At 62.4% G+C, this 24,308-nt stretch carries 19 protein-coding genes; 11 read left to right on the top strand and 8 right to left on the bottom strand.

Annotation, left to right across the window (positions count from 1 at the left end):
• Window positions 1-30 precede the first annotated feature (30 nt).
• The 3 genes from G3N95_RS06410 (at window position 31) to G3N95_RS06400 (ending at window position 3,580) form a co-directional block, all read left to right on the top strand.
• Window positions 31-1,224 carry a CaiB/BaiF CoA-transferase family protein gene (locus tag G3N95_RS06410; RefSeq protein WP_205969165.1) on the top strand — a complete coding sequence of 398 codons (1,194 nt, stop codon included), beginning with the start codon at window positions 31-33 and terminating at the stop codon, window positions 1,222-1,224.
• The gene (locus G3N95_RS06405) at window positions 1,221-2,168 is read left to right on the top strand and encodes a hydroxymethylglutaryl-CoA lyase (protein WP_205969164.1); all 948 of its coding nucleotides are present in this window, start codon (window positions 1,221-1,223) and stop codon (window positions 2,166-2,168) included. Before G3N95_RS06410 ends, G3N95_RS06405 begins: the two co-directional genes overlap by 4 nt.
• 68 nt (window positions 2,169-2,236) lie before the next feature.
• Complete coding sequence (locus tag G3N95_RS06400) at window positions 2,237-3,580, top strand: MFS transporter (RefSeq protein WP_205969163.1); 1,344 nt, start codon at window positions 2,237-2,239, stop codon at window positions 3,578-3,580.
• Window positions 3,581-3,646: 66 nt separating this feature from the next.
• Here G3N95_RS06400 and G3N95_RS06395 read toward each other — a convergent pair whose 3' ends face one another.
• Window positions 3,647-4,372, bottom strand: a complete 726-nt coding sequence (locus G3N95_RS06395) for a GntR family transcriptional regulator (protein WP_205969162.1) — start codon at window positions 4,370-4,372, stop codon at window positions 3,647-3,649.
• A gap of 145 nt (window positions 4,373-4,517) precedes the next feature.
• Here G3N95_RS06395 and G3N95_RS06390 point away from each other — a divergent pair, with 145 nt between their 5' ends.
• From G3N95_RS06390 to G3N95_RS06375, 4 genes are all read left to right on the top strand, one after another.
• Complete coding sequence (locus tag G3N95_RS06390) at window positions 4,518-5,738, top strand: aminotransferase class V-fold PLP-dependent enzyme (protein WP_205969161.1); 1,221 nt, start codon at window positions 4,518-4,520, stop codon at window positions 5,736-5,738.
• A 255-nt stretch (window positions 5,739-5,993) separates the two neighbouring features.
• Window positions 5,994-7,280, top strand: coding sequence for an MFS transporter (locus G3N95_RS06385; RefSeq protein ID WP_205969160.1), 1,287 nt, complete (start codon window positions 5,994-5,996; stop codon window positions 7,278-7,280).
• 22 nt (window positions 7,281-7,302) lie between these two features.
• Window positions 7,303-8,046 (top strand): 2-keto-4-pentenoate hydratase, encoded by a 744-nt coding sequence (locus G3N95_RS06380; RefSeq protein WP_205969159.1) that lies wholly within the window; start codon window positions 7,303-7,305, stop codon window positions 8,044-8,046.
• 35 nt (window positions 8,047-8,081) lie between these two features.
• Window positions 8,082-11,099 (top strand): FAD-binding and (Fe-S)-binding domain-containing protein, encoded by a 3,018-nt coding sequence (locus G3N95_RS06375; RefSeq protein ID WP_205969158.1) that lies wholly within the window; start codon window positions 8,082-8,084, stop codon window positions 11,097-11,099.
• Between the two features lie 772 nt (window positions 11,100-11,871).
• Here G3N95_RS06375 and G3N95_RS06370 read toward each other — a convergent pair.
• Together G3N95_RS06370 and G3N95_RS06365 are read right to left on the bottom strand one after the other, a co-directional pair.
• Window positions 11,872-12,996 (bottom strand): aminotransferase, encoded by a 1,125-nt coding sequence (locus G3N95_RS06370; RefSeq protein ID WP_205969157.1) that lies wholly within the window; start codon window positions 12,994-12,996, stop codon window positions 11,872-11,874.
• A 219-nt stretch (window positions 12,997-13,215) separates the two neighbouring features.
• Window positions 13,216-14,133: an AraC family transcriptional regulator gene (locus G3N95_RS06365; RefSeq protein ID WP_205969156.1), complete on the bottom strand. Its 918-nt coding sequence runs from the start codon at window positions 14,131-14,133 to the stop codon at window positions 13,216-13,218.
• A gap of 172 nt (window positions 14,134-14,305) precedes the next feature.
• On the opposite strand from G3N95_RS06365, the gene G3N95_RS06360 reads away from it, so the two are divergent.
• The 4 genes from G3N95_RS06360 to G3N95_RS06345 all read left to right on the top strand — a co-directional run bounded on the left by G3N95_RS06360 (window position 14,306) and on the right by G3N95_RS06345 (window position 18,733).
• Entirely contained in the window at window positions 14,306-15,205 is a 900-nt protein-coding gene (locus tag G3N95_RS06360) for an EamA family transporter (RefSeq protein ID WP_205969155.1), read from the top strand.
• 237 nt (window positions 15,206-15,442) lie between these two features.
• The gene (locus G3N95_RS06355; protein WP_205969154.1) at window positions 15,443-17,626 is read left to right on the top strand and encodes a hypothetical protein; all 2,184 of its coding nucleotides are present in this window, start codon (window positions 15,443-15,445) and stop codon (window positions 17,624-17,626) included.
• A 150-nt stretch (window positions 17,627-17,776) separates the two neighbouring features.
• Window positions 17,777-18,031 (top strand): hypothetical protein, encoded by a 255-nt coding sequence (locus G3N95_RS06350; protein ID WP_205969153.1) that lies wholly within the window; start codon window positions 17,777-17,779, stop codon window positions 18,029-18,031.
• A gap of 102 nt (window positions 18,032-18,133) precedes the next feature.
• A complete protein-coding gene (locus G3N95_RS06345; RefSeq protein WP_205969152.1) occupies window positions 18,134-18,733 on the top strand; it encodes a LysE family translocator in 600 nt (199 codons plus the stop codon).
• Window positions 18,734-18,750: 17 nt separating this feature from the next.
• Here G3N95_RS06345 and G3N95_RS06340 read toward each other — a convergent pair whose 3' ends face one another.
• The 5 genes from G3N95_RS06340 to G3N95_RS06320 form a co-directional block, all read right to left on the bottom strand.
• Window positions 18,751-19,965 carry a crosslink repair DNA glycosylase YcaQ family protein gene (locus G3N95_RS06340; RefSeq protein ID WP_205969151.1) on the bottom strand — a complete coding sequence of 405 codons (1,215 nt, stop codon included), beginning with the start codon at window positions 19,963-19,965 and terminating at the stop codon, window positions 18,751-18,753.
• Window positions 19,966-20,138: 173 nt separating this feature from the next.
• Entirely contained in the window at window positions 20,139-20,429 is a 291-nt protein-coding gene (locus G3N95_RS06335; RefSeq protein ID WP_205969150.1) for a hypothetical protein, read from the bottom strand.
• Between the two features lie 231 nt (window positions 20,430-20,660).
• A complete protein-coding gene (locus G3N95_RS06330) occupies window positions 20,661-22,364 on the bottom strand; it encodes an FAD-dependent oxidoreductase (RefSeq protein ID WP_205969149.1) in 1,704 nt (567 codons plus the stop codon).
• A 61-nt stretch (window positions 22,365-22,425) separates the two neighbouring features.
• Entirely contained in the window at window positions 22,426-23,415 is a 990-nt protein-coding gene (locus G3N95_RS06325) for a DedA family protein/thiosulfate sulfurtransferase GlpE (protein WP_205969148.1), read from the bottom strand.
• A gap of 295 nt (window positions 23,416-23,710) precedes the next feature.
• Window positions 23,711-23,962: a hypothetical protein gene (locus tag G3N95_RS06320; RefSeq protein ID WP_007587731.1), complete on the bottom strand. Its 252-nt coding sequence runs from the start codon at window positions 23,960-23,962 to the stop codon at window positions 23,711-23,713.
• Window positions 23,963-24,308 lie beyond the last annotated feature (346 nt).

Genomic DNA, 24,308 nt, shown 5'->3' with positions numbered 1-24,308 from the left:
CCAACATGAATTCAGATTGGAGACAGCATCATGAGTGGTCCGTTGCAGGGTATTCGCGTCGTCGAAATCGGCACACTGATCGCAGCGCCGTTCGCCGCGCGTCTGCTCGCCGAATTCGGCGCCGAAGTCATCAAGATCGAAGCACCCGAAACGGGCGATCCGCTGCGCAAATGGCGCAAGCTGCATGAAGGCACGTCGCTCTGGTGGTATCTGCAATCCCGCAACAAGAAGTCGATCTGCGTGAATCTCAAGTCGCAGGAAGGTGCGGACGTCGTCAAGCGTCTGGCCGCCGATGCCGACATCGTCATCGAAAACCTGCGCCCTGGCGCGCTGGAAAAGCTCGGCCTCGGCTGGGACGTGCTGCACGCGATCAACTCCAAGCTCACGATGGTCCGCATTTCCGGCTACGGCCAGACGGGCCCGTATCGCGATCGTCCCGGTTTCGGCGCGATCGGCGAAGCGATGGGCGGCATCCGCTATACGACGGGCGATGTGGAAGGCGCGCCTGCGCGCGTCGGCGTGAGCCTCGGCGATTCGCTTGCGTCGCTGCATGGCGTGATCGGCGCATTGATGTCGGTGCTGCGCGTGAAGACGGGGCAGGGCGACGGACAGGTGGTGGACGTGTCGCTCGTCGAAAGCGTGTTCAACCTGATGGAAAGCCTCGTGCCCGAATACGATCTGCTCGGCCACGTGCGCGAGCGCAGCGGCGGCGCGCTGCCGGGCATTGCGCCGTCGAACACGTATCGCACGGAAGACGGCGGTTTCGTCGTGATCGCGGGCAATAGCGATCCGATCTTCAAGCGACTGATGCAGGTGATCGGCCGTCCCGATCTCGCCGACGATCCCGCGCTTGCACGCAACGATGGCCGCGTCGCGCAGAACGCGATGCTGGATGCCGCGATCACCGCATGGACTTCGCATCATTCGATCGACGATGTGCTCGCCGCGCTCGAAAGCGCAGAAGTGCCGTCGGGCCGCATCTATTCCGTCGCGGACATCGTCGCCGATCCGCACTATCAGGCGCGCGAGATGTTGCTGAAGGCCGACTTGCCGGGCGGCGCATCGGTGAAGATGCCGGGCATCGTGCCGAAACTCTCGGAGACGCCGGGCGAAGTGCGCTGGCAAGGTCCCGCGCTCGGCGAGCATACGTCGAGCGTGCTCGCCGATCTCGGCTATGAACCAGGCGACATCGAGCGGCTGCGCCGCGAAGGAGCCGTGCAATGAACTTCGAACAGCAACATTTCGACAGGCTGATCGTGCAGGAAGTCGCGCCGCGCGATGGCTTGCAGATCGAACCGACGTGGGTCGAAACCGCTGACAAGATCGCGTTGATCGATGAACTGTCGACGGCGGGCTTCACGCGCATCGAGGCGGGTTCGTTCGTGTCGCCGAAAGCGATTCCCGCGTTGCGCGACGGCGAAGCCGTGTTCACGCAGATACAGCGCCGCGCAGGCGTGATCTTCGTCGCGCTGGTGCCGAACGTGAAGGGCGCCGAGCGCGCGTTGAACGCACGCGCCGACGAACTGAACCTCGTGATGTCCGCGAGCCAGACGCACAACCGCGCGAACATGCGCATGAGCTGCGAAGCATCGCTCGATGCATTCGGCGATATCGTGCGGCTCGCACAGCATTTCCCGGTGTTGCTGAATGCGACGGTGGCGACCGCGTTCGGTTGTCCGTTCGAAGGCAAGATCGACGAAGACCGTGTCGTGTCGATCGTCGATGCGTACCGCGAGATGGGCATCAGCGGCATCACGCTCGCCGATACGACGGGCATGGCGAATCCGCGTCAGGTCGCGCGGCTCGTCAAACGCGTGCTGCAACGCGTGCCCGCCGACGCGCTCACGCTGCACTTTCACAACACGCGCGGCCTGGGCCTCGCCAACGTGCTCGCCGCGTACGAAGCAGGTGCGCGCCGCTTCGACGCGGCGCTCGGCGGGCTGGGCGGCTGTCCGTTCGCGCCGGGCGCGTCGGGCAACATCTGCACGGAAGACCTCGTCAACCTGTGCGACGAAATCGGCATTCCGACGGGCATCGATCTGCAGAAGCTCATCGCGCTGTCGCGCACATTGCCGGCGTTGCTCGGTCACGACGTGCCGGGACAACTGATGAAAGCGGGCCGCAATTGCGATGTGCACCCGGTGCCCGAATACGTACACAGCATCTGAACTTCAACCAGTTCGTAAAACAACACCACGACCAGACGGCAATATTCCGCTGGCAAAGGAGACACACAATGAGCACCCCAGGCGCAGTGGCGGCAGGCAGCCGTGACGACAAGCTATCGGCAACCGCCGACATCATCAAAAAGGTCACGTGGCGGCTGATGCCGCTCATCATGATCTGCTATCTGTTCGCGTTCTTCGACCGCATCAATATCAGCTTCGCGAAGTTCCAGTTGCAAACCGACCTCGGCTTTTCGGATACGGCATATGGTCTCGGCGCGAGTCTCTTCGTGATCGGCTATGTGCTGTTCGAAGTGCCCAGCAACATGCTGCTGTACAAGGTCGGCGCGCGTAAGTGGATCGCGCGGATCATGATTTCGTGGGGTCTCGCGACGGCTGCGATGGTGTTCGTGCAGAACGAATGGCAGTTCTACGGCCTGCGCTTTCTGATCGGTGCGATGGAAGCGGGTTTTGCGCCTGGCGTGCTCTACTACCTGACGCTGTGGTTTCCGGCGAGCTATCGCGGACGCATCACGTCGCTGCTGTTTCTTGCGTCGGCGTTCTCGGGTCTGGTCGGTGCGCCGCTCTCGGGCCTCGTGCTCGGTCAGATGGACGGCGTGTTCGGCATTCGCGGCTGGCATTGGCTGTTCATGCTCGGCGGTCTGCCGTGTATCGTGCTCGGCATTCTTGTGCTCAAGGTGTTGAAGGACCGCATCGAAGACGCGGGCTGGCTGTCGGCCTCGGAGAAGACGTATCTGTCGAGCCAGATCGCGCAACAGGCGCAGCCGACGACGCACGGGCACTCGCTGCTCGGCGCAATCCGCACGCCTGGCTTTCTGACGCTTGGCTTGATCTACTTCCTCATTCAGATCGCGTCGTATGGCCTCAACTTCTGGGCGCCGCATCTGATCCGCGCCGCAGGCACGCAAAATCCGACGATCATCGGTCTGCTGACGGCCGTGCCGTATATTTGCGGCGCGATTTGCATGGTCGTCGTGGGGCGCTTGTCGGACGCGACGGGCGAGCGTCGCAAGTTCGTGAGCGCGCTGCTCGTGATGGCCGCAATCGGCTTCTTCGCGGCGGGTTATTTCGACAAGCAGACGGTGATGCTCGTCGTTGCGCTGGCCGTACTGGGCGCAGGTGTGATCGCGTCGATTCCCGCGTTCTGGGCGCTGCCGCCGAAGCTCGTGACGGGCGCGGGTGCCGCGGGCGGTATCGCGCTGATCAACACGCTGGGACAGTTGGGCGGAATCGTGAGCCCGGTGATGGTGGGCCGTGTGCGCGACGTGACGGGCAGCACGACGCCGGCATTGTATGTGATCGGCGGGCTGAGCCTGATCTGCGCGTTGATCATTCTGTATGGCCTGCCGCAGTCGTTGCGGCAGAAGGATCATACGGGGCGCACTGGCGCGTGATGTGTCGGTTGCTTCAATAAAAAACGCACGGCATCGAGCCGTGCGTTTTTCTTTTCAAGCCCTGAATCAGGCCTTCAACTTCGCAGCCGCCGCATCTTCCCGCGATTGAATCTGCAGCACCGCATCGCGTTTGTCGAGCAGATGCTGACGCAAGATCGTGCTCAAACGCTTGCCGTCGCGCGCTTCCAGCGCCTTGAGCATTTCATCGTGGTCATGAATCGCGCTGTCCCACTTTGGGATCTGAAAGTTCGAGCGAAAGCGCAGCGCCTGCAATCTGCGGTTCACCGCGATGTACGTCTGACGCAGCGCCGAGTTGCGCGCGGCTTCGTTGATCTTGTCGTGAATCGCCTGATTGCGGCTGTAGTAACCGGCCAGATCGTTCTGCGTGCGGCACGCGAGCATTGCGTAATGCAGCGCCTTGATCTCGGTGAGTTCGGCGGCCGTGATGCGCTCCGCCGCGAGTTCGCCCGAGAACGCTTCGAGCCCGCTCATCAGTTCGAATGTTTCTCGCATCTCCGCTTCGGACATCTTCGACACCGACGCGCCGCGATTCGGCTCGATCTCGATCAATCCTTCCGCGGCGAGCACCTTCAGCGCCTCGCGCAACGGCGTACGCGAAATGCCGAGCGTTTCGCACAGTTCGCGTTCGTTCAGTTTCTTGCCCGGCTCCAGCACGCCTTCGACGATAAAGCGCCGGATGTGTTCGACCACCGTGTCGTGCAAACGCTGGCGTTCGACCTTCGGCATCAGGGGAGGCGGTGTCAGGCCTGCATCAATGTCCGAATTTTGCATACAAAAATCCTCAAGCACGATTTGCACCGATTTTAAATCAAGCCAGTCTTTCAGGCGTAGTGCGAGGGTAAACACCGCCTTGGGATTGTCATGATTATCTTGTTATAGTTTTTTGCATGCAAAATTCAATCGAGGAGATCGACCGATGCTGAAACTCGACTTTCATCCCGCAGGCCGCCACTTTTTGCAGATTCCGGGTCCGAGCCCGGTGCCCGACCGCATCTTGCGGGCGATGAGCTATCCGACCATCGACCATCGCGGCCCCGAGTTCGGCGCGCTGGGCCTGAAAGTGCTGGACGGCATCAAGAAGATCTTCAAGACGCAACAGCCGGTCGTGATCTATCCGGCGTCGGGTACGGGCGCATGGGAAGCCGCGCTGTCGAACACGCTGAGCCCCGGCGATCACGTGTTGATGTTCGAGACGGGCCACTTCGCGACGCTGTGGAAGAAGATGGCCGAGAGCCTCGGCCTGAAGCCGGAGTTTCTCGGTTTGCCCGGTATCGAAGGCTGGCGGCGCGGCGTGCAGCCGCAAATGATCGAAGCGCGTCTGCGCGAGGACACGCAGCATGCGATCAAGGCCGTGTGCGTGGTGCACAACGAGACGTCGACGGGCGTCACGTCGGATATCGCCGCGGTGCGCCGCGCGATCGACGCGGCGGGTCATCCGGCGCTGCTGCTCGTCGATACGATTTCGGGCCTCGCTTGCGCCGACTATCGTCACGACGAATGGGGTGTGGACGTCACGGTGTCCGGCTCGCAGAAGGGCTTGATGCTGCCGCCGGGCATCAGTTTCAACGCGGTGTCGCCGAAGGCGATCGAAGCGGGCAAGCATGCGAAGCTGCCGCGCGCGTTCTGGGACTGGACCGAAATCATCGAAATGAACAAGAGCGGCTACTGGCCGTACACGCCGAACACGAACCTGCTGTACGGGCTGTCGGAAGCGCTTGACATGATTCTCGGCGAAGGGCTCGACAACGTGTTCGCGCGTCACGACCGCCTTGCCGAAGCCTGCCGCCGCGCGGTGCGGGCGTGGGGTCTGGAGATTCAATGCGACGATCCGTCGGTTTATAGCCCCGTGCTGACGGGCGTCATGATGCCCGATGGCATCGATGCAGACGCCGTCCGCAAGGTCATCTACGAACGCTTCGACATGTCGCTCGGGACGGGTCTCGGCAAGATGAAAGGGCGCATGTTCCGCATCGGGCATCTCGGAGACTGTAACGACCTCACGCTGATGGCAACGCTGGCGGGCGTCGAAATGGGCCTGCAAATAGCGGGTGTTCCCGTTGCTGCAAGCGGCTTGCCCGCTGCGATGGCGTTTCTGATGTCGCAACCAAATACGCCGAAACTCAAGGCAGCCGCCTGAGCGCCGGTTATCCGACGACGAAGGAAGCGCAAACGGCGACACGTTGCTTCCTTCGCCCAGCATCACGAAAACGCAGTTCCCGAAGTTCAACGCGCCCGGCCAGCGCGACGCATCGCAACGAACAGAAAGACAAAGACGCAAGCGAACCACAGACGCGACCAATGCCAACGGCAGACCCTGCAGACGGCGGCTCGCGCGGCATGAAGGCCGAACACGCCGCGCGAACAAGCCGTCCACCAGCAACGGAGACAGACGATGAAGCGGTTTCGTGTGACCAGTGCGACCAGTATCGTTCTACTGATGCTATGCATCATGTACTTCATCACCTACCTTGACCGCGTCAACGTCAGCACGGCGGCAGCGGGCTTCGGCAAGGAGTTTCATCTTTCGCATACGGAAATCGGCCTCGTGTTCTCGGCCTTTGCATATCCGTATCTCGTGTTTCAGATCATTGGCGGCTGGGTGAGCGACCGGTTCGGCGCGAAGCGCACGCTGATCGCGTGCGGCGCGATCTGGGCCATCGCGACGCTGTTGACGGGCTTTGCAGGCGGCCTGGTTTCGCTGCTTCTTGCACGTGTGCTGCTCGGCTTCGGCGAAGGCGCGACGTTCCCTGCCGCGACGGCCGCGATGTCGCGCTGGGTCGCGAAAGAGAAGCGCGGCTTCGCGCAGGGCATCACGCACGCGGCGGCGCGCATCGGCAATGCGGTCGCGCCTGGCGTGATCGTACTCGTGATGACGACGTGGGGCTGGCGCGAATCGTTCTATATTTGCGGCGCCTTCAGTCTGCTGTGGGTCGTGGTGTGGGCGGTGACCTTCACCGAGTATCCGAAAGAGCATCGCCGCATCACGCAGGCCGAACTCGACGTGCTGCCCGCGCCGAAAGCCAAATCTGCGAACCTGCCTTGGAAAGCGCTCTTCAAGCGCATGGCGCCCGTGACCGTCGTGTACTTCTGCTATGGCTGGACGTTGTGGCTCTTCCTCAGCTGGATTCCGCAGTACTTTCTGCATAGCTATCACCTCGATCTAAAGAAGTCGGCGGTATTCGCTTCGGCTGTGTTCTTCGCGGGCGTGATCGGCGATACGCTGGGCGGCATCGTCACCGACAAGGTGTTCGAACGCACGGGCAATCTCCGGCGCGCTCGTAGCTGGATGGTGTCGATCTGCATGCTGCTCACGCTGGCGTCGCTGGTGCCGTTGTTACTTACGCACAACCTGTATGTATCGATGGTGTGTCTGTCGGCGGGCTTCTTCTTTGCCGAGATGACGATTGGCCCGATGTGGGCGATCCCGATGGACATCGCACCCGAATACTCGGGCACCGCGAGCGGCATGATGAACACGGGTTCGGCGCTCGCAGCGATCATTTCGCCCGTATTGTCCGGCTACCTGATCGATACGTTCGGCAGCTGGGAATTGCCGTTCGCGGGCAGCATGTTGCTGATGGCGATCGGCGTCGTGCTCGCGTTCCGCATGCAACCGGAAAGCCGTTTCGCGGTCGGCACGGAGCCGGCTGCACAACCCGCCACGCGCTTCAATGCGTGAACTCGCTAACGTTTGACCGACTATGCTCATCCGACAACTTGCCGACGCGCGCGCCGGTCATACGACGCTCGCGTCGCTCTCCCCCGAACTCGTTCCGGCCGACATGAGCGCCGCGTACGCGATTCAGCATGCGTTGCTGGCGACGCGCGGCGCGCGCATCGGCGGCTGGAAGATCGGCGCCAAATCCGCCGATGGCGCGATTCAGGGCGCGCCGCTGCCCGCGACCGATCTGCACGCAGATGGCGCGCATCTGCCGCGTGCGCACTACAAGCCGCTCGGCCTCGAACTGGAAATTGCGTTTCGTTTCGGGCGGAGTTTCGAACCTGCTGCGAACGCCTATCATGAAGTAGAAGTGCTCGATGCAATCGATTCAATGGCCGCGACCATCGAAATCGTCGCGAGCCGCTACGCGCAGTGGCCGAATGTGGACAAGCTTGCGCAACTCGCGGATTTGCAGAATCACGGCGCGTTGATCGTCGGCGAGTTCACGACGTACCGGCGCGATTTTCCATTCGTGGCGCCCGCACTGAGCTTTGCTTTCGAAGGACAGGACGTGGTAAAGGCAACGCCGTCGAATCCGTGTGGCGACCCGCGCCGTTTGCTGACGTGGCTCGTCAATCACTGCACGCAGCATCATCGCATTGCAGTGACGCCCGACATGATCGTCACGACGGGTTCCTATACGGGCATGTTCTTCCCGCAACATGCGGGCACCGCGCGCGGACATATCGAAGGGCTTGGGCCCGTCAGCGTCACGCTCGAATAGTCCTGCATTTCAAGCCATTTTGTGGATCGCAGCACATGTCGAACGCCACCCTGCTAGTCAAACCGATTCATCTCGTGCCGTCGGCGGCGCGCATGAGCACGCCGCTTGCGAACCGGCTGCGCAAGGAATTGCGCGGCGACGTTCTGTTCGACGCGGCAAGCCGCGGGCGCTATTCGACGGATGCGTCGATCTATCAGATCATGCCGATCGGCGTGGTCGTGCCGCGCGATCAGGATGATTTGCGCGTAGCGCTCGACGTCGCGCGCAGCGAGAACGTGCCGTTGCTCGCGCGCGGCGCGGGTTCGAGCCAGTGCGGGCAGACAGTCGGCGAAGCGCTCGTCATCGATACGAGCAAATGGCTCAATCAGGTCGTCGCGTTCGACAAGGACAGGTGCACGGTGACGGTCGAGCCGGGCATCGTGCTCGATCATCTGAACGCGTGGCTCAAACCGCATGGCCTGTGGTTTCCCGTGGATGTATCGACGGCGGCGCAATGCACGATCGGCGGGATGGCGGGCAACAACTCGTGCGGCTCGCGTTCGATCGAATACGGCAACATGGTTCACAACGTCGAGGCGATCGACGCGATTCTTGCGGACGGCACGCAGGCGCATTTCGCTTCGCTGCGCGATGCGCCGCAGGGCACGCGCTTGCAGCAGATCGTCGAAGCCGTGAAGGCGATTGCGTTGCGCGAGCGTGACGAGATCGTCGCGCAGGTACCGAAAGTGTTGCGACGCGTGGCGGGCTACAACATCGATCTGTTCGATTGTCAGAACCCGCGCGCCTATTCCGACGATGGTTTTGCGAACCTCGCGCATCTGCTCGTCGGTTCTGAAGGCACGCTCGCGTTCAGTCGGCAAGTGACGCTGAAGCTCGTGCCGCTGCCTGCGCACAAGATGCTGGGCGTCGTGAATTTTCCGACCTTCTGGCAGGCGATGGATCTGACGCAGCACATCGTCAAGCTCAAGCCCGTTGCCGTCGAACTGGTCGATCGTACGATGATCGATCTCGCGATGAGCAACCCGTCATTCCGGCCGGTGATCGAGAAGGCGCTGGTCGGCAGGCCCGAAGCGATTCTGCTCGTCGAATTCGCGGGCGAGAACCGCGACGAACAGCTTGCGTCGCTGAAGCGACTCACAGAGTTGATGGCCGATCTCGGCTTGCCGGATTCCGTCGTGCAGATGTCCGATGCCGGTGAGCAGAAGGCGCTGTGGGAAGTACGCAAGGCCGGTCTGAACATCATGATGAGCATGAAGGGCGATGGCAAGCCGGTGTCGTTCATCGAAGACTGCGCGGTGCCGCTCGAACATCTGGCGGAATACACGAGCCGGCTGACGGAAGTGTTTCATCGCAACGGCACGGAAGGCACGTGGTACGCGCATGCGAGCGTCGGCACGCTGCACGTGCGGCCCATTCTCGACATGCGCCGCGACGGCGCGCAGAAGATGCGTGCGATTGCGGAAGAAGCAGCGGTGCTCGTGCGTGAATACAAGGGCGCGTATTCAGGCGAACATGGCGACGGTTTGTGCCGTGGCGAATGGGTCGCGTGGCAGTATGGTCCGCGCATCAACCGTGCGTTCAGCGAGATCAAGGCGCTATTCGATCCTGACAACCGGATGAATCCGGACAAGATCGTGCGTCCGCCGAAGATGGACGATGCGCGCAATTTCCGCTTCGCGCCCGGTTACAAGGAACGTGCTTTGAAGCCGGCGCTCGACTGGTCGGTGTGGAATGTCCAACGCGATCCGATGACGGGTGTGGAGACCGCGCCGGGCACTGGCAATGATCTGGCAGGCGGCCTCGCGAAAGCCGTCGAGATGTGCAACAACAATGGCCACTGCCGCAAGTTCGATGCGGGCACGATGTGTCCGAGTTATCGCGTGACGAAGGACGAGCAGCACGTGACGCGTGGGCGTGCGAATACGTTGCGGCTGGCGTTGTCGGGGCAACTCGGCGATGAAGGTCTCGCGAGTCAGGACGTGAAGGACACGCTCGACTTGTGCGTTTCGTGCAAGGGCTGCAAGCGCGATTGCCCGACGGGCATCGACATGGCGAAGTTCAAGATCGAGGCGCGCGCCGCATGGGCGCAAAAGCATGGTTTGCGTTTGCGCGAAAAGATGATTGCGTTCATGCCGCGCTATGCGGCGATCGCGGGCAGTATGCCGGGGGTGTTCGCGTTTGCCGGCGGGTTGCCATGGTTCAAGCGCGCGATGGGTTTTGCGCCGCAGCGCTCGTTGCCTCGCTTCGTGAAGCCGTTTCTCGGCAGTGGCCATGTGAAGGCTTCTTCATCTGTGCCGGGTGCGGAGAGCGCTCAAAAGGAAGTGTTGCTCTTCGTCGATACGTTCAATAACAGCATTGAACCGGAGAACGCGCGGGCCGCGCAGAAGGTACTCGAAGCGGCGGGTTATACCGTGCACTTCAACACGCGAGCGGGCGAGCGTCCGCTGTGCTGTGGCAGAACCTTTCTTGCTGCTGGCCTGGTCGATGAGGCGAAGCGCGAAGCGCGCAGGATGCTCGATGCGTTCAGGCCGTTCATCGAGCGCGGTGTGGCCGTTGTCGGGTTGGAGCCTTCTTGTCTGTTGTCGTTGCGGGATGAGTTTTTGCAGTATGGCTTTGGTGAAGAGGCAGAGCGTTTGTCGAAGCTTGCGATGTTATTCGAGGAGTTTCTGGTTCGCGAGCATAAGGCGGGTCGACTTCGGCTCGAGTTGAAGCCGCTCGATGATGCGAACCAGGCGCTGGTGCATGGCCATTGCCATCAGAAGGCATTCGATGCGTTTTCGCCTGTGCAGACTGTGTTGAAGTGGATTCCTGAGTTGAAGGTGTCGACGGTCGAATCGTCGTGTTGCGGGATGGCCGGGAGTTTTGGGTATGAGGCCGAGCACTATGAGGCTTCAATGGCGATGGCCGAGTTGTCGTTGTTGCCCGCTGTTCGCGGGGTCGATGCCAACACCGTCGTGGTGGCGGATGGCACGAGTTGCCGGCATCAGATTCATGATGGGGCTGGGGTTCAGGCTGTGCATGTTGCCAGGGTGTTGGCAAGGGCCTTGAAATAGGGGTTGGTTTTTTGTCTGCGACGCTAGTCGTTGTGGTTGCCTTCTCGGCGCGGGCTACGCCTTTTTGGGTTTCGCTTTGCGGTTTTGCTTTCGGTGGCATCCGCGTTATGTTGTCTTGCTTCATGCGTTGCCCCTGTGCGGGGCGGCACTTACTTTCTTTGCCGCCGCAAAGAAAGTAAGCAAAGAAAGCGGGCTAACACCGCCAGCCCGTGTGTTCGCCCAGGAGCCCCAACGTCCCCGTCCTTCGCGCGACAACATGCTATTTTCCGCGCGTTGCCAGCGCTCCTGGATGCGCATCCCCCACTTCAAACTCCCGCGTCACTAACTGCCTTACCAGGCAGTCGACTGCCGCCCAGGTGGCAAACTGTGTGTAGGCCGTCGCGCTGGATATGCACCACTCCGGACTGAAAAACGGGATCGGTGTCGTAAGAGCGCGAACGAATGTGGCGCGACAAGCTACACACAGTTTGCCACCTGGGCGGCGCAGACGAGTCGCTGCCGCTGGCTGCCTGCGGGTGATTGGAGTGGGTGATGAGCCTGCTCAAGGCGCTGGCAACGGGCACAAAGCAAAGTGTTGCCGTGTGGAGTGCGGGACCCGTTGGGGGCCCGCAGGCAAGCATAAGAGCTAGCGGTGTTAGCGGCTTTCTTTTGCCTACTTTTCTTTGCCGCGGCAAAGAAAAGTAGGTGCCGCCCCGCACAGGGGCAACGCCTGAACACCGACATGAAATCGCGGATGCCAGAAAAGGCAAAAGCAAACGAAAAACGCCAAGCGTCAGCGCCCGATATCGCGCAGATATCCAGAAACTCTCTCGAGTCCTTGAACCAAAACATCGCGAGCATTCGCGTACCCCACGCGAACATAACCTTCGACATCGAGCGCGCTGCCAGGCGTAAACATAACCCCGGTCTTCTCGAGTAGAGAAACACAAAACTCCCGCGACGAGATATCGACATCAATACGCACAAGAGCGGTAGTCCCAGACTTCGGCTTCACATAAGAAAGCAAAGGCTCGCGAGCGACCCAGGCATCCACCACCGCAAGGTTGGTCCGCAAAATCTCATGATTCCGCTCAAGAATCGCAGCGCGATTTTCCAGCGCAATCGACGCCAGCAGATCATTCAACATCCCAACACTAATCGTGTTGTAATCGCGATGAATCTGCACACGATGAATCAGCTCCACAGGCGCGACGATCCACCCCAACCGCAAACCCGCCAGCGACCACGTCTTCGACATGCTGCCCGTGCTGATGCCCTTCTCGTACACATCCGCAATCGATGCCGTAAAGCCATCACCCTCCTGATCCGTGCCGCGATACACCTCGTCGCTCAACACGTAAGCGCCGCACGAACGCGCGATCCCCGCAATCTGTTCGAGAAACGCACGGTCCATCAATGAGCCCGTCGGATTGTTCGGGTTGTTGATCGCGATGACGCGCGTAGTCGGCTTCACCATGCGCTTCAGTTCGTCGAGATCAGGCAGAAACGCGTTCTCCTCGCGCAGACGCAAAATCTCGACGTTCGCGCCATAGCTCTCCGGAATCGAATAATGCTGCTGATAAGTAGGCAGCACCGAAATCACATGATCGCCCGGCTCGACGAGCGTTTCGTAGACCAGCGCGTTCGCGCTGATCGCACCGTGCGTAATCAGCACGTTCGGCACCGCCTGCTTCTCATACAGCGACGCGACATTGCTGCGCAGCCGCTCAGTGCCGTCAATCGCGCCATACGTCAGCTTCATCGGCAAAATCTCGCCGAGCAGCGCCTCTTCCTTGCCCGCGATCTTCAGCAGTTGGCCCAACGTCAGCGATTCCACACACGTTTCCGCAAGATTCAGCTGACAATGGTTCTCGTACTGATCCATCCAGCGTTCGACTCCGAATTCCCTGATTTGCATTTCTGTCCTCAAGTGAAAGCAGTGGCGTGAGCGCGGCTGATCAGACATTCGCGGCGCAGGTTGATTGCTGTCGAGTGTAGACGAATAGTCTCAAATAGACAAATTAGACGATCGACAAAAAGCGGGCGAACGCGCGCAAAGCGTCGACGCGTCGCGCGAATCGTCGAAACTGTAGGACAGGGTACGCCCCGAACGGAACGCGGCGTGAGGCGGGAAGAATCAGCCGGCGCGCAGCGCCTGGCGATAGACGGCAGGCGTGACGCCGACGCCCTGGCGGAAGCGATGGCTGAAGTGGCTCGCGTTTGCGTAGCCGCATTGCGTCGCGATATCGACGAGCGGCAATGCCGTCGTGCGCAGCAGCGTGCGTGCGCGTTCCAGCCGTTGCTGCGCGATCCACGCATGCGGCGGCAGACCGAATGACGTGCGGAACATCCGCGCCAGATGGAATTCCGACAGGTTCGCGACGGCGGCAAGCTCGCCGAGCGTCAACGGCTGCGTGAGATTCTGGTCGATGTAGTCACGCAGACGGCGGCGCGTCGCCACAGCAAGGCCGCCTTTGAGCACGGCATCCGTGCGGTTCACGCCTTGCGAGCGCAACAGCAGGCTCAGGATTTCATGCGACGTTTCGTTTGCCCGCAGTCGACCATCGGCGTCGTCCCATGCATGATTCGCGAGCGACTGGCAAAGCGCCGCGATGCGCTCATCCTCGAAATACGTGCGATCGGCGAGCGTCATCTCGCGCGGCTCGCGGTCGAGTTCGCGCACTGCGCGCTGCGTGAAGTGCTCGGGCAAGAAATACAGATGCATGAAGTGCATGTGGCCGCGCACCCACCAGCGCGATTCGTGGTCTCCTGGCAGCGCACACAGGCGGCTTGGCGCGCCATAGCGGCCCGGCAACTTCTGGCGCTCGGTGCGATAGCCACCGTCCAGATAGCACGACAGCGTGTGATGGCCGGGCTGCTCGTAGACCGTTTCGGCCTCTTTGGTTTCGCGCGTCCAGATCGCGACGGCGAGCTGATCGCCCAGCCACGCAAAACGATCGAGCGACGCATTGCACTCGCTCAGCGTCTGGCAAACCGAATGCAGGCCGAACGGCGGATCGGCTGGGTCGGTCGTGGCGATGGGCGGTGTGTTCACGTGAATGCGGCGAAACGGACAAGTGGCTCGGCAGGCGATGCGATGACACCGAGTATACGTGCAGCATGGCCGGCGCTTCCCGTGCCCTGCCAGAAGTGCGCAATTCTGGACAATCGAACGGACGTGCGCAGGCGCATAGTCGGATCGACCCGTATTGTGTGGTGCTCTGACGATGAATCTGTTTCTTTATGTTGTGACCGTGCTGATCTGGGGTACGACCTGGATCGCGATCAAGTGGCAGCTCGGCGTCGTGCCGGCGCCGGTTTCGATTGCGTGCCGTTTCTGGCTTGCGGCAATCGTGTTGTTCGCTTTGCTGAAGATCATGCGGCGCCCGGTGTGGCCGCCGCGCGCCGCGTGGCGCTTCCTCGCCGCGCAAGGGCTCGCGCTGTTTTGCGTGAACTTCCTGTGCTTCTACTACGCGGAAAGCGTCGTGCCGAGCGGCCTCGTGGCCGTCGTGTTCTCGACCGCGCCGCTTCTGAACTCGCTCAACGGCCGCCTTTTCATGGGCCGTCCGTTGCAGCCGACGGCCATCGTCGGCGCGGTGCTCGGTCTTGCAGGCATCGTGTGCCTGTCGCTGCAGCAGATGGCCGGCCACCTCGGCGATCACGCCGCGTGGCTCGGTCTTGCCGTCGCATTCGCGGGCACGATGTGCTTTTCGGCGGGCAATCTGCTGTCCAGCCGCATGCAGTCGATGGGTCTGCATCCCATCGTCACCAACGGCTGGGCGATGTTGATCGGCGCGAGCGTGCTGACGCTCGGCAGCCTGGCCGCGGGTCTGCCGTTCGCGCTGGACATGGACGCGCGCTATCTGGGCGCGCTCGTCTACCTTGCCGTGCCCGGCTCGGTGATCGGCTTCACCGCGTATCTGATGCTGGTGGGCCGCATCGGACCCGAGCGTGCCGCGTATTGCACAGTGCTGTTCCCGTTTGTCGCGCTGGCTGTATCGACGGTGTTCGAAGGCTACCGATGGTCGGTGCTCGCCGTCTTCGGACTCGTGCTGGTGGTCGCGGGCAACCTCGTCGCGTTCGGCGTGACGAAGCGGTTCCTGGTGCGGCGCGCACGCGCGGCTTGACGTGTCTAAGCTAATGCGAATTCAATTCAAATAAAAGCATAAAAAATAGCCAATCGAATTATTTAAAGAAGGCGGTTGTGTCACGGTTTGAGAAGATAATAACGACAATAACCTTATTTCATGCGAATTGAATTTTATTCGTATGGAATGGCAAATGCTGATCGATAAGCGCATTGCGTGAATTTCGCATGTGCTGTCTGCGCTTGCTAACGTTTTGCTTCTCGCAAGGACACGACCGTGAAAGTCTCGACCCGCATCGCTGTTGCGCTGATTGCGCTCGGCAGTCTGATTCCCATTGGCGCAGCTGCGCAATCGCAATTGACCTACACCACTTCGTGGATAGGCAATAATTTCGGATTCGGCGACGGCAAATGGATGCAGCAGGACATTCAGGCGATTAACGTCTCACCCGATGGAACGGTATTCACCAATTCGCCGTGGGATGAAAGCGGAAGCGAAATCGCCGCATATAAAAATGGCGACAAAATTGCCGTAGCGGGCGCGACGCATGGTTGGGGCGCAGCAGGCGGCGACGCGATTACTTCGAATCACACTTACGTCTACGCGGCGATGTCGATCGGCAATCAGAACAACGGGCTGGTCGGCGCGGATTATCCACCGGCCGGGCTGACGTGGTTCGGCATCACGCGCCGCCTGCTCTCGAATATCGCCGTGGGCGCGCCGTTCGACAGCGGCATCGGCAACAGCGCGAACACCACAAAGAACAGCTTCCTGCGCGTGAGCGCGATCGCGACGGGCACGGATGCGGGCCTTCGCGGGCTCGCCGCCACGGACACCGAACTGTATGCGTCGGACACCTATGGCAACCAGATCGTCGTGTTCGATGCGAACACGATGCGCCGTTTGCGTTCGTGGAGCGTAGCAGCGCCGGGACGCATCGCGATCGATGCCGACTCGTCCGTCTGGGTCATGAGCGGTTTCGGTACGGCGAGCATCAGCGTGCTGCACTATTCGTCGACGGGGGCGCCGCTACCGGGCACGCTCGCGTTGCCGGCCGGCACCGTGCCGACGGACATCGCCATTTCCCCTTCAGGACAGATTCTCGTCGCCGACAACGGCGCCAGGCAGCAAGTGCTCGTCTACGGCAAGACGGCCACGGGCGCGACCCAGCAGACGGGCTCGCTCGGCACGTTGTACGGCATCTTCCACGAGCCGAAGGGCACGCCTGGCGCGTGGCGCTTCAACGGCGTCACCGGTATCGGCTTCGATCAGGCGGGCAACTTCTACGTTGCGCAGAACGGTGAAGGGCCGCGCCCGCTCGCTTCCGCGACGGTCGGGCAGGGCGCCGTGCTGGAGAGCTACAAGTACCCGACGCGCAACCTGAACTGGCAGTTGCAAGGGCTCACGTTCGTCGACGGCGCGTCGTTCGATCCCGCGTCGCCGAACAGCGTCTACACCGGCTCGAAGCGCTTCACGATGGACTATGCGCAGCCGCCGGGGCACGAATGGAAATACGCAGGCTTCACGCTGGACCGTTTCGATTTCCCCGACGATCCCGCGTTCCACCAGCCGCGCGGCGTGCGCGGCGAGCCGATGGTGCGGCGGATCAACGGCCAGCCGTATCTCTTCACGCTCGATCCTGGCGCGCACTACCTGAACGTCTATCGTTTCGATGCCGCGCACGACGAAGTCGCGATTCCATCCGGGCTCTTCGCGCAGAATCCGCTACCGGGCACCTGGCCCGCCGGCCAGCCGACCTACGGCGAATGGATGTGGCGCGATACGAACGGCGACGGCCACGTCGACGCCAGCGAGATCACGGGTAATCCGTCGACGGGCAGCACCGTCGGCAACGGCTTCTGGTGGGTCGATACGCCGGGCAACGTGTGGCTCGCGACGCCCGCGAGCGGCATCCGCGAAATGCCGTTGCAGGGCTTCGACAGCGTCGGCAATCCCGTCTACACGTATGCAAGCTCGAAGATGTTTCCGATGCCCGCGCCGTTCAATCGCATCGCGCGTATCGTCTATATCGCCGAGACGGACACGATGTATGTGTCCGGCTACACGAGCAGCCTGCCGTGGGACGCGACGCACTGGAAAGAGGCGGGCCGCCTTCTCGTGCGCTACGACAACTGGAGTTCGGGCATGCCCACACCTGCCTACACGATCGATCTGCCGTGGAATGCGAGCAGCAATCCGCAGGTGACGCCCGTTGGTGTGGCCGTGGCGGGCGACTATGTGTTCGTCGCCGAGTTGTATACGCCGAAGGTCGATGTGTACGACGCGCGTTCGGGGCAGATGGTCGGCTATATGACGCCGGGTGCCGCGGTCGGCAACACGACGGGTTGGGTCGATGTGTATCTCGGCATCAGCGCGGTGCGGCGCGACAACGGCGAGTATGTGGTGCTGCTCGAAGACGATGCGCGCGCGAAAATCCTGATGTATCGCTGGACGCCCTGAGCGTAGCGTGAACTCATTCTGATCGTCGTCAGTCGAACCTGAAACACCACGTGCAATGCCGTCTGTGCGAATGGACGGCATCACGCGATCGGTATATATATAACGGCAGAACCCTTTGCCGACAGGCCAGAACAGGAGCGACGATTCATCATGACGCCCGATCCGGACAAGCAGGACACTGGCGCACAGCCGGACCTCGAACACCTCGACGCAGCCGTCTCGCATGTGAACGAGATGGTGTCGTCGGGCAACATTGCCGTCAGCGCGGCGCGCGGCATTCTGTATAGCCTCATCGAAACCCTCGGCGCGCTGGTCGGCGACCCGGACCTGCCGGAGCATGCGCGTTCCGGCTACGAAGGTCTGCTCGAAACGGCGCGCGAGTTGCGAGTGAAGCTCGACCGCTGAGCCTGCGTCGCGCGGCACGCAGACGTTCTTTTGACAGAATTCGGCACTGTCGCGCGACTGTGATACAAAGGGCGCTCGTTTCGACGCGCCCTTTTTCTTTTGATGCTTTCCACTTCCGATACCGCGCTGCTCGCGCTCGGCATCACGATCGTGCTGTTGACGCCCGGTCCGACGAACACGTTGCTGGCGGCCGCCGGCTTGCGGCAGGGCGCGCGCCGCTCGCTGCCGCTGATCGGCGCGGAGCTGGCCGGCTACTTCGTGTCGATCTCGGTCTGGGGCCGCTTCATCGTGCACGCTGCGCAGACGCTGCCGTGGCTGCCTTCCGTGCTGCGCATTGCGAGCGGTCTGTACATCGCGTATCTCGCCGTCGACATGTGGCGCGCCGCCGTCGCGTTGCCCGACTCGGCGCCGCGCACGAACGGTCCGCGCGCGCTGTTCGTCGCGACGCTGCTCAATCCGAAGGCGTTGCTGTTCGCGGGCACGATCTTCCCGTCGATAGCGTTCGAGACTGCTGGCTGCTACGCGTTCGCGATGTCGCTCTTCGCGTGCCTGCTCGTGCCTATCGCGTTTGCGTGGATCAGCTTCGGTGCCGCGCTCGGCAGCGGCAAACTGAGGTGGCTCGATCCCGTGAAGATCCAGCGCGCGGCGTCGATCGTGCTGGGGATGTTCTCGCTGTCGCTCGCGTGGACTGCGCTGCACTGATCATGTAGCGGGCGCGGTTAGTCGTCTTCGGCGGCGAGCGCCGCTGCGAGTCCGTCAGGCGCCGAAGTGATCTCCAGTTGCGGCGTGCCGTGCCAGTCGGCGCAGCGCTGCAGCGCGCGCCGCAAGTCTGCTGTGAGCCGCCCGCTCACGCGCACACCGGGCTCCAGATGCAGCGCCTTCAATTCGAACACGCCGCTCGTACGATGCGCCTTCGCATCCACACGCCCAATCAACTTGCCTCGATTCAGAATCGGCAGCACGTAGTAGCCGTATTTGCGCTTCGCAGCGGGTACGTAGCATTCGATCACGTAATCGAAATCGAACAGCGCGGCCGCGCGCTTGCGGTCCCAGACGACGGGATCGAATGGCGACAACAGCGTCGTGACCGTGGATGACAACTGCCCGTTGGAAGCCGCGTCGATCATCGACGTGAAGTCGCGGTGCACGAAGGTCGGCTGCTTCCATCCATCGACGCTCACGGGCGTCAGTTCGCCCGCGTCGGCTAGCTGGTGGAGCGCGTCGGCGTACGGGCGGCGTGGCATCCGGTAGTAATCCGCGACCCAGTCAGCGCGCACCACGCCCAGCGCGCGGCAGGTGCGCCGCAGCAGTTCGTTCGCGACGGCATCGGCGGGCTGCAGGTCGCGCGCATCGTTCCAGTGCGGCAGCACGCGTTCGGTCACGTCGTACACGCGCTGAAAATTGCGCCGCTCCGCGACCATCAGTTCGCCGATCGCGAACAGCACTTCGAGATGCCGCTTCTCCGGCTTCCAGTCCCACCAGCCACTGCCTTTGCCCGCTTCGCGAGCGAAGTCCGCCGAACGCACGGGCCCCGTCGCGCGGATTTGCGCGAGCAGCTTGTCGATCTCCGAACGGTACTGCGTGTGCCAGTCGGCGGCGTATTTCCAGCCCATGTCGCTCGGATCGAGCATCCGGTGACGCATCAGGCGGTAATCCTCGATGGGCAGAAAACACGCTTCATGCGACCAGTATTCGAAGAGCGCGCCTTCCGCGAGATGCTCGTCGAGCCATTGCGGCTGATACGCGCCGAGCCGGCTGAACAACACCAGATACGGACTGCGCGCGACGACATGAATCGTGTCGATCTGCAATTGCGCCATCTGCCGGATGGCGTCGAGCACATCGGCCTTGGTCGCCTTGCGGCGCGGGGGCGTGAGCAGGCCTTGAGCGGCCAGATGCAGGGTGCGGGCGGCAGAGAGGGGCAGTGTGATCACGCTGTGGATGTCGTGGCGATCCGGGCGTGTGTCGGAGCAACGCCGACGCACGCCCGGCAGGAAGGCATGACGTTGCCGTGATGCCCGACTTGTTCGCTACTGTAGCGTGAGCGGCGAAAACGCACTGCCGGATGCGCTCCGCCGTGTGGCTCGAATGATGTTACGAGCGGGCGTTACCAGCGGCCGTGATGGCGGCCTTCCCCGCGATACCGACCGTGATCGTGCCAGTGCGGCCGGCCCCAATATCCGCGCCGATAGCCGCCATATCCGCCGTAGCCACTGTAATACACGGGCGGCGGCGCATAGACCACGGGCGGCGGCGGTGCATACACGACAGGCGGCGGCGCATAGACGGGCGCGGGCGCGCCGAGATACACACCGACGCCGACCTGCGCCGACGCCGCTGTGGACATGCACGCAGCGGCAACGCCTAAAGCCGCAAAAACCATCGCACGTTTGTTCATGCTGTTCTCCTATCCCTTGCAGAGCGGGCTTGAGCGCTTGCGCTCCTGTCCCGTGTCAGTACCTGACCGGACGCTGACTTAATCTTACGAAGCAGAAAGGATCACAGGTGCAAGCAGACGGTCGCTTGTGTAACAACCGGTAAGCGGCTGCTGGATAGGAGGGAAACCGCAGGAGGACAAAAGCGAACGGCCCGCGCCACGAACGACGCGGGCCGTTGCATGAGACGGGAATCAGGCGCCGAGCGCGATCGTTTCGCCCGCGCGTTCGGCGAGCATCTGGTGAATTTGCGCGACGACTTGCGCGCCTTCGCCAACGGCGGCCGCCACGCGCTTCGTCGATCCCGCGCGTGCATCGCCGATTGCGTAGACGCCTTCGACGGAAGTCGTCAGATCGCAGGCTGAATCTTTGCCCGTCATGACGAAGCCCTTCGCGTCCAGCTCGACGCCGCACGAGCGCAGCCAGTCCGTATTCGGATCGGCGCCCGTGAACAGGAACAGATGGCGCGAATCGAAACAGTCGCGGCCATCGGCGCACGGGCGCTTCAGACCGATTTGCGCAAGCCCGCCTTCATCGCCTTCGAGCGAGCCGATCTCCGTGCCCGGATAGACGGTGACGTTGGGCAGCGACGAGATCCGGTCGATCAGATAGCGCGACATCGTCGACTCGAAGCCGCTACGGCGGATCAGTACGTGAATGTGCTTCGCGTGCGACGCCAGATAGACGATGCCCTGTCCCGCCGAATTGCCGCCGCCGACCAGCACGATTTCTTCGCGCTTGCACAGCTTGGCTTCGACGGGCGACGCCCAGTAGTAAATGCCGCGCCCGTCGAACCGGTCGAGTCCGTCGATCTCGGGACGCCGGTAGACCGCGCCGCTCGCGATCACAACCGCCTGCGCGCGGATGCTGCCCTGGCACGCGAGTTCGAGCCGGTACGGGCGCTCTTCGCAATGCAGATGCTTGACCCTCACGGGGATCGCGACGTGGGCGCCGAACTTCTGCGCCTGCACGAACGCGCGGCCCGCGAGCGCCTGGCCGGAAATGCCCGTCGGAAAGCCGAGGTAGTTCTCGATGCGCGAACTGGCGCCAGCTTGTCCGCCCGGCGCACGGCTATCGAGCACGATCACCGACAAACCTTCCGACGCCGCATACACGGCCGTCGCCAGCCCGGCCGGACCGGCGCCGACGATCGCCACGTCGTACACGTGCTCCGAGTCGAGATCGGGGATCAGGCCGAGACACGTGGCCAGCTCGGGGTCGCTCGGATGGCGCAGCACTGTGCCGTCCGGGCAGATCACGAGCGGCATGTCTTCCGGGCCCGCCGCGAACTGCTCGATCACGCGCAGCCCGTCTTCGTCGCGTTCGTCAAGCATGGTATGCGGATGGCCGTTGCGCGCGAGGAAGCCTTGCAGCGACACCAGCCGCCGGTCATTGCTCTTGCCGACGATGATCGGCCCGCCCGCGCCGCGCTCGATCAGCCCGACGCGCCGCAAAATCAGCGCGCGCATGATGCGCTCGCCCAGTTCCGCTTCCGCGACGATCAGCGCGCGCAGACGTTCCGGCGAAATCAGCAGGACTTCGCCGGGTTCGAGCGCCATCGCGTCGATCAGCGCCGGCTTGCCCGACAACTGCCCGACTTCAGCGAGGAACGAGCCCTTGTGATGCTCGTTGATGAGCAGTTCGCGCCCGAGCCCGTCGCGCTGATACACCTTCACCGCGCCCGACAGCACCACCATCATCCCCGCCCCGGTGCTGCCCGTGCGGAACAGCATTTCGCCCGTTTCGAAGTGACGGCGTTCGCCGAACTTGCACAGCCGCTTGATTTCTTCCGGCTGGAGTTCGGGGAACATCTGGTGGCGCCGTGTGGACAGCGTCGAGAACGGCGCCTCACTGGCGGCGGCGCGTTGCGCGTCTTCACCCTCTCGCGTTACACCCATCGAATTTGCTCCTTGCTGCGCCGCACGCCGGAACGGGTACGCGGCGCCTGTGAGTCATGAGTCAGACTGTCTTCGGCGTGATGCCGACGGCCACCGTCGGCTCCAGTTCCTCGGCGAGCGGCTCTAGCTGGCGGCCCGCGTCGCGCCACGCATCGAGGCCGCCGCGCAGCGGAATCACGTCGCGAAAGCCGGCTTCCGTCAATTGCTTTGCCATCCATGCCGCCGATACCTCGTTCGGGCACGAGCAATAGATCACGAGCTTCTGGTCGTGCGGATACTTTGCGACGATTTCCTCGAGCTGGCGTTCGTCCGCGAACACCGAGCCGGGAATCACAAACGGATCGAGCGCGCGCTTTTCCTGCGAGCGGATGTCGAACAGCACAGGCGAGCGTTTGTCGAGCATCAGGTTGTACAGCTCGTCGACGTCCATGCGTGCCGTTGCCAGCTTCTTGATCAGCTGACGGCGCCGATACCAGCGATATGTGCAATAGATGGCCAGCAGCACCGCGACCACCACGGCCGTCAGCTTGCCCAAGCGGCTCGCGCCGGCGAACAGCATGTCGATCTGCTGCGCGAACACGACGCCGAGCACGAGGCCGAGGCCCGACCAGAGGGTCGCGCCGATGCTGTCGTATGCGAGGAAGGTGCGATACGGCGTGCCCATCGCGCCCGCCATCGGAATGGAGACGATGGAGAGACCCGGCACGAACTTCGCCACGGCCAGCACGCGCACGCCCCAGCGGCCGAAAAAGCGCTCGGTCTTCTTCACGCAGGTATCGCGCGACAGCGACAGCTTGCACAGCGTTTTCAGCGTGTTGCCGCCGTAGATGCGCCCAGCCGCGAACCACGCGCTGTCGCCGATCAGCGTGGCGAACACCGCGAGCACGAGCACCGGCAGCACCTGGGTGCCGACGGAACCGGGGTGCATCGCGGCCATCGCGCCAAACAGCACGAGAGCCGGCATCGCGGGCACGGGCAGCCCGATCGATGCGGCGAGTACATTGACGAATACGATGGCAGGCCCGTACTGCTCGACGAGATCATGTAGCATCGGCTTACTTTCGCGGCTGTTGAGCCTCGAAGTCGACTGGAATTGACTAAAAGATTATGGACGCATTTTCAACGCGTGCAAGAGAGGTGCGTTTTGCGTGCGAGTATTGCCGAAATGCGGGAAAAGCGCTTGTCGCCTGCGTCTCCGGCAAGAGACTGCGGCACGCCCGGTGAATGTCGTGTGACGTTCGACGAGGCGTCAGAGATGGTGATGACTACGCCAAAAACAAGAGGCGCGGCACGGGATCGAACCTGCGCCGCGCGCTCTGCATGATGCGATTGATGAACGCTGTGAATTATTGACGGTGATTGTGCTGCTCGCCCGGCAGTTCGGCGCCATGCGCACGGATGGCTGCGATCAGTTCCGCAGGCGTGATTTCATAACGCACTTCACGGTGGATGCCCGGCTTGCGTTCATCGACTTCGATCAGAAGTATGCCTTTACCGTCTTCTGTCGATTCGAGGCGCAGCGTGCGCAGTTCGCGCCCCGTTGCGTCGTCGTGCTCGGTGAGCAGGGCCATTGCCCCGGAAGACCCGGTGGTGCGCATCGAAAATTCCCTCTTGCGTGATTGAACAACGTTGCCGAACAGGCATTGTAAGGGTAGCGCCGCGCGCCGTCTGTCGCGTGGCGCTCACACTCGTCGGATTATGCGGGCGAGCCGTGCGCAATGCATCGAAGGGGCGGGGCGCAGGACGGAAACATAAGGCCGGCGCGGCTTCCGGCGAGGCACCCCGGGTCTTTGCCAACGCGTCACGCGCCAGTCTGACACGCGATCGTGACGCTCCGTACACGCGCGTCGCGGGCATTCGCGGTCCGCGACTGCCTGCTGTCACGGCAATGACGCCTGCCTATGCTGGGGATGGATCAGAGCAAGAACCGGGAGGCAGCGCGAC

The sequence above is a fragment of the Paraburkholderia sp. Tr-20389 genome, assembly GCF_017104565.1.
Lineage (GTDB): Bacteria > Pseudomonadota > Gammaproteobacteria > Burkholderiales > Burkholderiaceae > Paraburkholderia.
The sequence above is the reverse complement of the archived record's forward strand: the minus strand, read 5'-3'. Positions and strand labels throughout refer to the sequence as shown.

What these genes read in the sequence shown, in the direction of transcription:
- G3N95_RS06410 (WP_205969165.1), top strand. Translation starts at nt 31, where the DNA reads ATGAGTGGTCCGTTGCAGGGTATTCGCGTCGTCGAAATCGGCACACTG.
- G3N95_RS06405 (WP_205969164.1), top strand. Translation starts at nt 1,221, where the DNA reads ATGAACTTCGAACAGCAACATTTCGACAGGCTGATCGTGCAGGAAGTC.
- G3N95_RS06400 (WP_205969163.1), top strand. Translation starts at nt 2,237, where the DNA reads ATGAGCACCCCAGGCGCAGTGGCGGCAGGCAGCCGTGACGACAAGCTA.
- G3N95_RS06395 (WP_205969162.1), bottom strand. Translation starts at nt 4,372, where the DNA reads ATGCAAAATTCGGACATTGATGCAGGCCTGACACCGCCTCCCCTGATG.
- G3N95_RS06390 (WP_205969161.1), top strand. Translation starts at nt 4,518, where the DNA reads ATGCTGAAACTCGACTTTCATCCCGCAGGCCGCCACTTTTTGCAGATT.
- G3N95_RS06385 (WP_205969160.1), top strand. Translation starts at nt 5,994, where the DNA reads ATGAAGCGGTTTCGTGTGACCAGTGCGACCAGTATCGTTCTACTGATG.
- G3N95_RS06380 (WP_205969159.1), top strand. Translation starts at nt 7,303, where the DNA reads ATGCTCATCCGACAACTTGCCGACGCGCGCGCCGGTCATACGACGCTC.
- G3N95_RS06375 (WP_205969158.1), top strand. Translation starts at nt 8,082, where the DNA reads ATGTCGAACGCCACCCTGCTAGTCAAACCGATTCATCTCGTGCCGTCG.
- G3N95_RS06370 (WP_205969157.1), bottom strand. Translation starts at nt 12,996, where the DNA reads ATGCAAATCAGGGAATTCGGAGTCGAACGCTGGATGGATCAGTACGAG.
- G3N95_RS06360 (WP_205969155.1), top strand. Translation starts at nt 14,306, where the DNA reads ATGAATCTGTTTCTTTATGTTGTGACCGTGCTGATCTGGGGTACGACC.
- G3N95_RS06350 (WP_205969153.1), top strand. Translation starts at nt 17,777, where the DNA reads ATGACGCCCGATCCGGACAAGCAGGACACTGGCGCACAGCCGGACCTC.
- G3N95_RS06345 (WP_205969152.1), top strand. Translation starts at nt 18,134, where the DNA reads ATGCTTTCCACTTCCGATACCGCGCTGCTCGCGCTCGGCATCACGATC.
- G3N95_RS06335 (WP_205969150.1), bottom strand. Translation starts at nt 20,429, where the DNA reads ATGAACAAACGTGCGATGGTTTTTGCGGCTTTAGGCGTTGCCGCTGCG.
- G3N95_RS06330 (WP_205969149.1), bottom strand. Translation starts at nt 22,364, where the DNA reads ATGGGTGTAACGCGAGAGGGTGAAGACGCGCAACGCGCCGCCGCCAGT.
- G3N95_RS06325 (WP_205969148.1), bottom strand. Translation starts at nt 23,415, where the DNA reads ATGCTACATGATCTCGTCGAGCAGTACGGGCCTGCCATCGTATTCGTC.
- G3N95_RS06320 (WP_007587731.1), bottom strand. Translation starts at nt 23,962, where the DNA reads ATGCGCACCACCGGGTCTTCCGGGGCAATGGCCCTGCTCACCGAGCAC.